The sequence below is a fragment of the Streptomyces sp. NPDC054887 genome (genome assembly GCF_053610585.1).
Window position 1 is genome coordinate 25,361 of record NZ_JBSGYQ010000070.1, and the last position, 11,045, is coordinate 36,405.

Sequence of the window (11,045 nt, forward strand, 5' to 3'; positions counted from 1 at the left end):
CCGGCCGCGCGCTGACGTGCTTCCCGGGAGGGCTGGGGCAGGCGGCCGTGGTGAGGGTGTGCGGCGGCGGGTGGTTCGGGCGGCGTGGTGGGCGGCGGCCTCGTGGAGTCGGCGGCTGGCCCGCGCCGGCAGTCGGCCGTGTGCCGGCGTGGCTCCGGTGGGCCGGGGCTGGCGGCTCCTGCCGGTTCGTGGATCCCGACAGTGGTGGCCGGGGCCGGGTCAGACGGCCGTGGTGAGGGTGTCCGCGGGGCGGTGGCGGGTGGTTCGGGCGGCGTGGTGGGCGGCGGCCTCGTGGAGTCGGCGGCTGGCCCGCGCGGGCAGTCGGCCGTGTGCCGGCGTGGCTCCGGTGGGCCGGGGCCGGCGGCTCCTGCCGGTTCGTGGACCCCGACAGTGGTGGCCGGGGCCGGGTCAGACGGCCGTGGTGAGGGTGTCCGCAGGTCGGTGGCGGGTGGCTCGGGCGGCGGGGAGTGCGGCGGCCGCGGCCGCGCCCAGGACCGCCGCCGTCACCACCGCCAGCAGGACGAGGGGCGAAGGGGACTGCGCGATGCCGGCGCCCACGCCGCTCGACGCGCCCTGCGCGTCGATCAGCGTGTCGGCCAGCAGCACTCCGAGCGCCGCACCCGCCGCCGCGGCGGCCAGCGCCGTCAGGGCGGCGGATATGACGATCATCGACGTGACCTGGCGCGGGGTCAGGCCGATCGCCTTCAGCGCCGGCAGATCGCGTTCACGCGCCCGTACGCTCGCACCGATCACGGTGAGCAGCTCGGTCAGGCCGATCAGGGCCAGTACGGCGATCAGCCCCACGACCACGCCCCGGGCCGGAGCGAGTCCGTCGGCGGGTCCGGTCGTCGCGCCGAGGTCCAGCCGGCCGTCCAGCGCGCCCGCCAGTTCTGCCCTCACCGCGTCCGCGTCCGCCCCGGGCCGCAAGCGCACCTGGTAGAAGGCCGGTGCGAGGGAAGGGTCGCGTTCGCGGAGGGTGTCGAGGTCGGTGGTGACGACCCGGCCGGCGTTCTCCGGTTCGATCACCCGGCCGACGACGTGCAGGATCTGCGGCCGCCCGCCGACCGTCATCCGCACCCAGTCGCCGACCTCGATGCCGAGATGGTCCAGCAGCCCCTGGCCCGCCACGGCCTCGTCGGGCTCCCGGGGCGCACGCCCCTCGGCCGGGTCGAAGGCGTACGGCCGGGCCCGGGAACCGAGGCCGCGCAGCGCGATCGTGCCCGTCTGGCCGGGGACCAGCGCCGCGACCTCCACCCCGGGGTGGGCGGAGGCGACCTTGGGATGCGCGTCCAGTACGGCCCGTACCTCGTGGTCCTCCAGGTCCTCCGCCGCGCGTGCCGTCAGTTCCGCCGCCGCGCCGTTCGCGCCCGCCCGGCCCTGGAGGCCGTCCAGCGTCGACCAGGCGCTCAGCGCGACCGTGATCAGCAGGACCGGCAGGGCCAGCCGGGCGATCGAGGACAGGGCGCGTGTCCGGCGGCCGAACGCCGCGTGCCAGCCGAGCACCGCCGCGGGCGCGGCGCCCAGCCCGAGCGCCCGCCGGGCCGCCGCCGGCATCCGGCCGCGTACCGGCACGGCGTACCGCAGCGCCGGCACGGGCGGCACCCGCCCCGCCCGCCACGCGGCGAGGCCGGTCGCAGCGCCGATGACCAGCAGCGCGGCGGCTGGCAGCGACAAGAGCACGGAGGTGTGGCCCGGCAGGTCCCGCCACACGCCGACCGCCTCGCCGATCCGGCCCGGCATCCGCGCACCCAGCGTCTCCACCAGCGCTGTTCCCAGCACGACACCGGTCAGGGCGAAGGCGAGGTGCTGGACGAGGAAGATGCGCACCACCTGGGCGGGTGTGAAGCCGATCGCCTTCAGGACGGCGATGTCCCGCAGATGGCCGCGGATCCGGGCGCTGATCGCGCCGGTCACCGCCAGCGCGGCGGCCAGCAGCGCGCCCAGTCCGAAGACGCCCAGGAGCAGGCCGAGCAGCCGGCTGTCGCTCTGCGCCTCGGCGCGCGCCTGGTGCCAGTGGGACACCTCGGCGACCTCGCCGGCGCCCAGCGCGGTGACGGCCCGCTGCACCGCGAAGTCCGTGTCGTCGGGGTCGTCGAGCCGCACCCCCACGACCTGCCCCGCGCGGTCGGCCGGCGCGCCGGTGAGGGCCGGTTCACCGGGCAGCACCCAGCCGGTGCCGGGCCGGTCGCCGGGCCGGTAGGGGGACTCGGCGCTGTCCGCGACGCCGAGCACGGTCAGCGTGCGTACGGACGACCCGTCGGCCGGCAGCGACAGGGTGTCCCCCGGCCCCGCCCACAGCGCGCGGGCCAGACTGCTCTCCAGTACGACGCCCCCCGCCGCGCCCGGCTCCAGCCAGCGTCCCGAGGTGACCAGGGGGCGGCCCGTCGAGGGGCGGCCGGCGGCTCCGCGCAGTTCGACGGCGGCCTCGGCGCCCCGGGACCGCAGGGTCGTACGGGCCGTGCGGTACGGACCGGAGAGCGCGTCGACCCCGTCGAGCCGAGCCAGCCCCGCAGCGTCGGCGGAACGGCTGGTGTGGATCCACACATGGGCGCCGCGCGACTCGTTGAACACCCGCTGCCAGGGGTTCGCCGCGTAACCGAGGAGTGCGCCGGCCAGGAGCAGCGACACGATGATCCCGGCGGTCGCGAGCACGATGAACAGCGCCTCGCCGCGGTGCGTGCGCAGGTCGGCGTGCGCCCAGCGCAGGGTGGCCCGCACCCCGTCAGTCCTTCAGTTCGAGCACGCCGGCGACGCCCCGGCCGCCGCCGGCCCTGCCGCCGAGCGCCGCGTCGTCGGCGACGCGGCCGTCGAAGAAGCTGATGACCCGGTCCGCCGAGCTGGCCAGCCGGTGGTCGTGGGTGACCAGCAGAATGGTCTGTCCGCGCTGGTGGAAGCGGGAGAGCAGCCGCATCACCTCGCGGGTGCCCTTGCTGTCCAGGCTGCCGGTCGGCTCGTCGGCGAGCAGCAGCCCGGGGTGGTTGACCAGGGCGCGCGCCAGGGCGACGCGCTGCTGCTCGCCGCCGGACAGCTCGCCCGGCATGCTGCGCTCCCTGCCTTCGAGGCCCAGCTCGGCGAGCAGCTTCTCGCGCTCGGCGCGGGCCTGTCGCGCGTTGCTCCCGGCGAGCAGCGCCGGCAGCTCGATGTTGTCGGCGACCGTCAGGTTGGACACCAGGTTGAAGAACTGGAACACGACGCCGATCCGGCGGCGGCGCAGCACCGCCCAGCGCGCCTCGCTAAGGCCGTCGACCCGCGTGCCGTCCAGCCAGATGCCGCCGCTGTCCGGCCGCTGGAGGCCGCCGAGCAGGTGCAGCAGCGTGGACTTCCCCGCGCCGGACGGGCCGGTGACCGCGACGAACTCGCCCGGGTGGATCGTCAGGTCGACGCCGCGCACGGCGTGCACGGGGGCGCCCTCGCCCCGGTGGGTCTTGACGAGCCCTTCGGTGCGAAGGACGGGGACGGGGCCGCCGGGGGCGGGCGCGGCAGGGGAGCGCGGGGAGGGCGCGGCGGAGGGAACGCCGGCGAGTGCCTCGTCGCTCATTCCAGCTCCTCCTGACAGCGTTCCAGCCAGTCGAGGTCGGCCTGCAGATGCAGCATCGCGCCCTCGATCAGCAACTGGGAGATCCGGTTGTCCCGGTCCTCGGCGGCGGCGAGCTTCGACAGGTCCCGCAGGGTGTTGAGGTACTGCCGCCGCTGCTTGTTGATGAGAGTGATCTGGTCGGCCATGCCGGAGGCCGGTGCGAGGGCGAGCTTCATGAAGAACTCGTCGCGCACGCGCGGCTCGTCGGTCGGATCCTCGAACCAGACATGCAGTGCTTCCCGCCCGGCGTCCGTCAGCCGGTAGATCTTCTTGTTCGGCCGGGCCGACTGGGCGATCTCCTCGCCCTCGATCAGACCGGACTTCTCCAGCCGGCCGAGCGTGACGTAGATCTGGCCGACGTTCGGCTGAGGGTACGCGGCACCCAGCAGTTGCTCAAGCCCCTGCTTGAGCTCGTACCCGTGGGCCGGTCCGCGGGCGAGGAGGGCCAGAAGGGGCAGGCGCACGCGTGCTCTCCTCCTCCCCGTTCGGTACGTCGTCCGCACCTGCTCGTCGCGGCCGGGACCGACCGCCGTCGGAGTGTGGCCCGTATCGCCCTGGTGTTGTACGTCGGGCTCTAGTATCGCCCATGCCCAACGGGTATACATGGCCCCTGACGCCACTCGACGACGAATGACGCCGGTGCCCGAGGAGTGAACCTATGCGGTGGATACGAGCCGCCGGAAGGGGACTCCTGGCCGTCGCCGTCGTCGTGGCCGGTTACGCGGGGGGCGTCGTGCGCCCCGACGGGCCGCCGGGCGGCGGGGACGGGCGCGGGCCCATGACGCTGGCCACGGCCGGCGATCTCACGGGCTATCTCGGTCCGCTGCTGGACGGCTGGAACCGTACGCATCCCGACGAGAAGGTCACCCTCGTCGAGCTGCCCGAATCGGCCGACGAGACGCGGGCGCAGATGATCACCGAACTGCGGACCGGCCGGGGGCGGTTCGACGTACTCAACATCGACGTCGCCTGGACCTCGGAGTTCGCGGCCGCCGGCTGGATCTCGCCGGTGGACCGCGGCCGCTTCCCGCTCGACTCCTTCCTGCCTCCGGTCGTCGACACGGCGACCTTCGACGGGCGGCTGTACGCGGTCCCCTATGTCACGAATGCCGGACTTCTCTACTACCGCGAGGACATCCTGCGGCGCGAGGGCGAACAGCCGCCCCGTACCTGGGCGGAGCTGGAGCGGCAGGCGTCGACGATCGCCCCCAAGTACGGAATCGGCGGGTACGCCGGGCAGTTCCTGCCGTATGAGGGGCTGGCCGTCAACGTCACGGAAGCCGTGCACTCGGCGGGCGGATCGTTCCTCCGCGACGACGGCGAGCGGGTCACCGTGGACTCCGCCGCCGCCCGCACCGGACTCGGCTTCCTGGCCCGCGGGGTGCGGGACGGCTGGATCCCCCAGGAGGCACTGCGCTTCAAGGAGGAGGAGTCGCGGCGGGCCTTCCAGGACGGCCGGCTGCTCTTCCTGCGCAACTGGCCGTACGTCCACGCCGCGGCCGGCGGCAAGGACTCCGAGGTCACCGGCAAGTTCGACGTGACGCCACTGCCGGGGCCCGACGGCGCGGGCGCGAGCGTGCTGGGCGGTTCGAACCTCGCGGTCAACGCCGACTCGCGCCACCAGGAGTCGGCCGCCGATCTGATGGCCTACCTGACCAGCGAGCCCGTGCAGCGCAAGGTGCTCACCGAGGGCTCGCTGCCGCCGGTGCGGGCGGCCCTGTACGCCGACCCGCGGCTCGTCCGCGCGTACCCGTACCTGCCGACGCTGCGCCGGAGCGTGCTCGCGGCGGAGCCGCGGCCCAAGAGCCCGCGCTACGACCAGGTGAGCCTCGCCGTGCAGGCGGTGGCGTACGACGCGCTGGCGCTGCGCCAGAGCCCGGAGCGGGCCGTGGACCGGCTGGCGCGTGAACTGAGGGCCGTCGCGCGCCGGGGCTGAGCTCCTCGTGCGCCCTTCGCTCGTCGGCTTGTAGTTACCTGTTATCTATGTGGGCTGTATCCTAATTCCGGACATAAGTATGTAACTAAGGGCAGCTTTCGGTCGCATCGTTGACACCCTCTCGTCACACCTACCTAACATGCATGCATAACGGGAGGCCCGCTCTGGGCGCTCCCGCACGCACAAGTAGGAACAGGTCCACGGGTGATGCTCACTGCCCCGGCCGACAACGGCCTCCCCCTTCGCGTCGCACGCCACTGGTGGCGGGACGCGGTGATCTACCAGGTGTACGTCCGCAGCTTCCTGGACAGCACCGGTGACGGCATCGGCGACCTGGCCGGCGTACGGGCGGGGCTGCCGTACCTCAAGAAGCTCGGCGTCGACGGCATCTGGCTGAGCCCGTTCTACCCCTCGCCGCAGCACGACCACGGCTACGACGTCGCCGACTACTGCGACGTCGACCCGGTCTTCGGAGACCTCGCCGAGTTCGACCTGCTGATCACCGCGGCCCGGCGGCTCGGCGTCAAGGTGCTGCTGGACATCGTCCCCAACCACTGCTCCAGCGAGCACGCCTGGTTCCGCGAGGCGCTCGCCGCCGGTCCCGGCAGCGCCGCCCGCGCCCGCTTCCACTTCGCCGACGGCAGGGGCCCCGGAGGCGACGAGCCGCCCAACAACTGGCGGGCGATGTTCGGCGGCCCCGCCTGGTCGCGGGTGACCGGGGAGGACGGCGCCCCCGGCCAGTGGTACCTCCACATGTTCACGCCCGAGCAGCCCGACCTGAACTGGCGCAACCCCGAGGTCGGCGCCCACTTCGACCACGTCCTGCGCTTCTGGCTCGACCGGGGCGTCGACGGCTTCCGCATCGACGTCGCCGCGGGGCTGTTCAAGCACCCCGGACTCCCCGACTCCCCGGACCCCGGGGCCGACGAGCGGACCCGCGACTCCGTCAACCCGCTCGCCTGGAACCAGCCCGAGGTGCACGGCGTGTGGCGCCACTGGCGCGCCGTCTGCGAGGAGTACGCCGCCCGGGACGGCAGGGAGCGGCTGCTGGTGGGAGAGGTCTCCGTACCGACTCCGCGCGAACACGCCCTGTACGTACGCCCCGACGAGCTGCACCAGGCGTTCTTCTTCGACCTGCTCGGAGCCCCCTGGGACGCCGACGCCTTCCAGAAGATCATCTCCGGTGCGATGGAGGACATCGCGGGCACCGGCTCCACCGTCACCTGGGTCCTCAACAACCACGACCAGGTGCGCACCGTCACCCGCTACGGCGAGTCCGCCGCCGACGGCAGCGGCCTCGGCTCCGCGCGGGCCAGGGCCGCCGCGCTGCTGATGATGGCGCTGCCGGGATCGGCGTACATCTACCAGGGCGAGGAGCTCGGCCTGCCCGAGGTCGTGGACCTGCCCGACGACGTCCTGACCGACCCGATCTTCCGCCGCACGGGCAGCCGAAAGCGCATCCGCGACGGCTGCCGGGTCCCCCTCCCGTGGTCGGGGCACGCCTCCCCGTTCGGCTTCACGTCGGGCACGGAGGGGGCCAGGCCGTGGCTGCCGCAGCCCGAGTGGTTCGCCGCACACGCCACCGACCGGGCACTCGCCGACACCCGCTCCTTCTGGCACCTCTACCGCGACGGCCTGCAACTGCGGCGCGGACTGCCGCAGTTCGCCGACGGCGGTCTGCGCTGGCTGGACAGCCCGCCCGAGGTGCTCGCCTTCGTCCGGGGCGACGGGCTCGTGTGCGCCGTGAACTTCGGCACCACCCCCGTACCCGCCCCCGTCGCCGGCACCCCGCTGCTCGCCAGCGGCCCCTGCGCCGACGGCGTACTGCCCGGATCCACCGCCGCCTGGTGGATCAGCGACAGCGCCGCCCTGTGAACCCCCTCTCCACCCCTTCGGAAGGAACAGTCATGACGAGAGTGCAACGACGGACCGTGGCAGCCTGCTCCTCGGCGCTCGCCCTCGCGCTGGGCGCGACCGCGTGCGGCGGCGGTGACATCGCCCCCGCCGGAAGCGGCGGCGGGAAGCTCGACGGCAGCAAGGTGGTCGTCGCCGGTGTGTGGTCCGGCACGGAACAGAAGAACTTCCGCAAGGTGCTCGACGCCTTCTCCGAGAAGACGGGCGCCAAGGTGGAATTCATCTCCACCGGCGACAACGTGTCCACCGTCGTCGGCAGCAAGATCGAGGGCGGCAACGCACCCGACGTGGTGATGGTCCCGCAGGTGGGCGTGCTCCAGCAGTTCGCGCGCAAGGGCTGGCTCCAGCCGCTGGGCGAGAAGACCGAGAAGACCGTCACCGACAACTTCGCACCGGTCTGGAAGAACTACGGCACCGTCGACGGCGACTTCTACGGCCTGTACTTCAAGGCCGCCCACAAGTCCACGGTCTGGTACAGCCCGGACGCCCTCGACCAGGCCGGCGTCAAGCCGCCGAAGACGTACGCCGAGATGCTGAAGAGCTCCGCCACGGTCGCCGACTCCGGACTGCCGGCCTTCGCCGTCGCCGGCGAGGACGGCTGGACCCTCACCGACTGGTTCGAGAACGTCTACCTCTCGCAGGCCGGCCCCGAGAAGTACGACCGGCTCGCCGCGCACGAACTGCCGTGGACCGACCCGAGCGTCGTCAGGGCGCTCACCACCCTGGGCGAGCTGTTCTCCGACAAGGACCTCGTCGCGGGCGGCAGGTCCGGCGCGCTGAGCACCGACTTCCCCAGCTCCGTCGGCCAGGTCTTCGGCGCCGAACCCGAGGCCGCGATGGTCTACGAGGGCGACTTCGTCGGCTCCATAGCCAAGGAGGAGCACGGCCGGAAGATCGGCGAGGACGCGGCCTTCTTCCCGTTCCCCGCCGTGGACGGCGGCAAGGCCCCGGTGGTCAGCGGCGGCGACGCCGCAGTGGTCCTCAAGGACGGCCGCAACCGCAAGGCCGCCATGGCGCTCATGGACTACCTCGCCACCCCCGAGGCGGCCGAGGTCTGGGCCGCGGAGGGCGGCTTCCTCTCACCCAACAAGAAGACCGACCCCGCCGCGTACGGCGACGACACCGCGCGCAGCATCGCCGAGTCGCTCGTCGACGCCGGCGACACCGTCCGCTTCGACATGTCCGACCAGGCCCCGGCGGCCTTCGGCGGCACCAAGGGCATGGGGGAGTGGAAGATCCTCCAGGACTTCCTGCGCGACCCCGCCGACCCGAAGGGCACCGCGGCCGCGCTCGAAGCCGCGGCGGCCAAGGCGTTCAAGAACTGAGGGCGACCGTCATGACCGCCCTCACCAGCCCCTCCCGTACCCCCGCCCGTTCCTCTCCGGCCGGTCCGCCGGCCGCCGCCCCCCGGCGCGGCGCCACCCGCCGCCGCTGGTTCACGGCCGTGGTGTTCGCCCTCCCCGCCCTGCTGCTGCTCGGCGTACTGGTCGTCTACCCGATGCTGTTCTCCGTGGGACGCAGCTTCTTCGACGCCACGGGCACCCGCTTCGTCGGCGGCGACAACTACACCGAGATGTTCCGCGACCCGGCCACGCTCAAGGCCATCCGCAACAGCACCATCTGGGTGGTGGTCGCCCCCACGCTGCTGACCGGCCTCGGGCTGATCCTCGCCGTGCTCACCGAGAAGGTCCGCTGGGCGACCGCCTTCAAACTGCTGCTCTTCCTGCCGATGGCGGTCTCCTTCCTCGCCGCCGGCATCATCTTCCGGCTCGCGTACGAGGAGGACCCCGACCGCGGCGTGCTCAACGCGGTGGCGGTCGGCGTCCACGGCACCTTCCAGGACACCTCCTCCTATCCCACCGCCCGCGTCCGCGACGGACAGGGACTCGCGAAGGCCCCGGACGGATCCTTCCGTACGACCGACGCGGTGCGCCCCGGGCACACCGTCAACCTCCCCCTCGTCGGCGTACGGCCGGACGAACTGCCCGCAGGAGCCGCGCCCGCCCGGGGCGCGGCGAGCGCCGACACCGCCCCGGACGAACTGCGCGGTGTCGTCTACCTCGACTTCACCCCGGGCGGGGGCGGCGAACAGGGCGCCGTCGACGCGAAGGAGAGCGGACTGCCGCAGATGGCCGTCGAGGCGGTGCGCGACGGCAAGGTGGCCGCCAGCACCACCACCGGGGCCGACGGCTCCTACCGCTTCACCGGCCTCGACGCCGGCTCCTACGCACTGCGGCTGCCGGAACGGAACTTCGCCCCGCCGTACGAGGGCGTCTCCTGGCTCGGCCCCGCCCTCGTCACACCGGCCGTCATCGGCGCGTACCTGTGGATCTGGACCGGCTTCGCCATGGTGCTCATCGGCGCAGGGCTCTCCGCACTGCCCCGGGAGACCCTGGAGGCGGCCCGGATGGACGGCGCCAACGAGTGGCAGATCTTCCGCAGGATCACCGTGCCGCTGCTCGCCCCGGTGCTGACCGTGGTCTTCGTGACCCTGGTGATCAACGTGATGAAGGTCTTCGACCTCGTCTACATCATCGCGCCCGGCCCGGTGCAGGAGGAGGCCACCGTACTGGCCACCCAGATGTGGCTGGTGTCCTTCGGCGGCGGTCAGGACCAGGGTCTCGGCAGCGCGCTCGGGGTGCTCCTGCTGGTGCTCGTGGTGCCCGCCATGCTCTTCAACGTCCGCCGCTTCCGCAGGAGCCAGTCATGACCGCCCCCACCGACCGGCGCCGGGCCTGGCCCGCGCGGCTGACCAGCGGACTCCGCAGCGGAGTCGTCCAGGCGGTGCTGGTCGTCACAGGACTGGTCTGGATCACACCGCTCGCCGGGCTCTTCCTCTCCTCGCTGCGCTCCGAGCGGGACAACGCGGGCAGCGGCTGGTGGACCGCGCTGGCCGCCCCCGGGCAGCTCTCGTTCGACAACTACAGCACCCTGCTGGCGGACGCGGGCATCACCCAGGCGTTCTGGAACACCGTGCTGATCTCGGTCCCCGCCACCACGCTGGTCGTCGTGCTGTCCGCGCTCGCCGCGTACGCCTTCGCCTGGCTGGAGTTCCCGGGGCGCGACGCGCTCTTCCTGGTGGTGGTGGCACTGCTCGTGGTGCCGGTCCAGGTCGGACTGCTGCCGGTGGCCAAGCTGTTCGGACAGCTCGGGCTCTTCGGCACCATCCCGGGGGTCGTGCTGTTCCACGTCGCCTACGGGCTGCCGTTCGCCATCTTCCTGCTGCGCAACTACTTCGCCGAGATCCCCCGCGAGATGCTGGAGGCGGCGCGGATGGACGGCGGCAGCGAATGGCGGATCTTCGCCCAACTGGTCCTGCCCGTGGGCCGGCCCGCCCTCGCCAGCCTGGCCATCTTCCAGTTCCTGTGGGTCTGGAACGACATGCTCGTCGCCCTGCTCTTCGCGGACAGCTCCGCGCAGCCGCTCACCGTGGCGCTCCAGTCCCAGATACGGCAGTTCGGCAGCAACATCGACGTGCTGGCGCCCGGAGCGTTCCTCTCGCTCGTCGTGCCGGTGGCCGTCTTCTTCGCCTTCCAGCGCCACTTCGTGCAGGGCGTCATGGCGGGCTCGGTCAAGTAGCCGCACCCGTACGCGAAAGGGCCCGGCCCGCCGTGAGGC

At 73.0% G+C, this 11,045-nt stretch carries 8 protein-coding genes; 5 read left to right on the forward strand and 3 right to left on the reverse strand.

Annotated features, from left to right (window positions below):
* Window positions 1–408 precede the first annotated feature (408 nt).
* From ACWGH0_RS29335 to ACWGH0_RS29345, 3 genes are read right to left on the reverse strand one after another with little or no spacing between them, the layout of a single operon-like run.
* Window positions 409–2,718: an FtsX-like permease family protein gene (locus tag ACWGH0_RS29335; RefSeq protein ID WP_453407275.1), complete on the reverse strand. Its 2,310-nt coding sequence runs from the start codon at window positions 2,716–2,718 to the stop codon at window positions 409–411.
* Window positions 2,719–2,722: 4 nt separating this feature from the next.
* Complete coding sequence (locus tag ACWGH0_RS29340; protein ID WP_453407276.1) at window positions 2,723–3,538, reverse strand: ABC transporter ATP-binding protein; 816 nt, start codon at window positions 3,536–3,538, stop codon at window positions 2,723–2,725.
* Entirely contained in the window at window positions 3,535–4,041 is a 507-nt protein-coding gene (locus ACWGH0_RS29345) for a PadR family transcriptional regulator (protein WP_453407277.1), read from the reverse strand. The genes ACWGH0_RS29340 and ACWGH0_RS29345 overlap by 4 nt, the downstream gene beginning before the upstream one ends.
* Before the next feature lie 194 nt (window positions 4,042–4,235).
* On the opposite strand from ACWGH0_RS29345, the gene ACWGH0_RS29350 reads away from it, so the two are divergent.
* The 5 genes from ACWGH0_RS29350 to ACWGH0_RS29370 all read left to right on the forward strand — a co-directional run bounded on the left by ACWGH0_RS29350 (window position 4,236) and on the right by ACWGH0_RS29370 (window position 11,006).
* Window positions 4,236–5,513, forward strand: coding sequence for an ABC transporter substrate-binding protein (locus tag ACWGH0_RS29350; protein WP_453407278.1), 1,278 nt, complete (start codon window positions 4,236–4,238; stop codon window positions 5,511–5,513).
* A 207-nt stretch (window positions 5,514–5,720) separates the two neighbouring features.
* A complete protein-coding gene (locus ACWGH0_RS29355; RefSeq protein ID WP_453407279.1) occupies window positions 5,721–7,388 on the forward strand; it encodes a glycoside hydrolase family 13 protein in 1,668 nt (555 codons plus the stop codon).
* Between the two features lie 32 nt (window positions 7,389–7,420).
* Entirely contained in the window at window positions 7,421–8,752 is a 1,332-nt protein-coding gene (locus ACWGH0_RS29360; RefSeq protein ID WP_453407280.1) for an ABC transporter substrate-binding protein, read from the forward strand.
* Window positions 8,753–8,763: 11 nt separating this feature from the next.
* Window positions 8,764–10,137: an ABC transporter permease subunit gene (locus ACWGH0_RS29365; protein WP_453407281.1), complete on the forward strand. Its 1,374-nt coding sequence runs from the start codon at window positions 8,764–8,766 to the stop codon at window positions 10,135–10,137.
* A complete protein-coding gene (locus tag ACWGH0_RS29370) occupies window positions 10,134–11,006 on the forward strand; it encodes a carbohydrate ABC transporter permease (protein WP_453407282.1) in 873 nt (290 codons plus the stop codon). Before ACWGH0_RS29365 ends, ACWGH0_RS29370 begins: the two co-directional genes overlap by 4 nt.
* The last annotated feature ends 39 nt before the right edge of the window (window positions 11,007–11,045 follow it).

Excerpts from the sequence above, each read along its gene's own strand:
- ACWGH0_RS29365 (WP_453407281.1), top strand. The coding sequence starts at position 8,764 with ATGACCGCCCTCACCAGCCCCTCCCGTACCCCCGCCCGTTCCTCTCCG.
- ACWGH0_RS29340 (WP_453407276.1), bottom strand. The coding sequence starts at position 3,538 with ATGAGCGACGAGGCACTCGCCGGCGTTCCCTCCGCCGCGCCCTCCCCG.
- ACWGH0_RS29350 (WP_453407278.1), top strand. The coding sequence starts at position 4,236 with ATGCGGTGGATACGAGCCGCCGGAAGGGGACTCCTGGCCGTCGCCGTC.
- ACWGH0_RS29370 (WP_453407282.1), top strand. The coding sequence starts at position 10,134 with ATGACCGCCCCCACCGACCGGCGCCGGGCCTGGCCCGCGCGGCTGACC.
- ACWGH0_RS29360 (WP_453407280.1), top strand. The coding sequence starts at position 7,421 with ATGACGAGAGTGCAACGACGGACCGTGGCAGCCTGCTCCTCGGCGCTC.
- ACWGH0_RS29355 (WP_453407279.1), top strand. The coding sequence starts at position 5,721 with ATGCTCACTGCCCCGGCCGACAACGGCCTCCCCCTTCGCGTCGCACGC.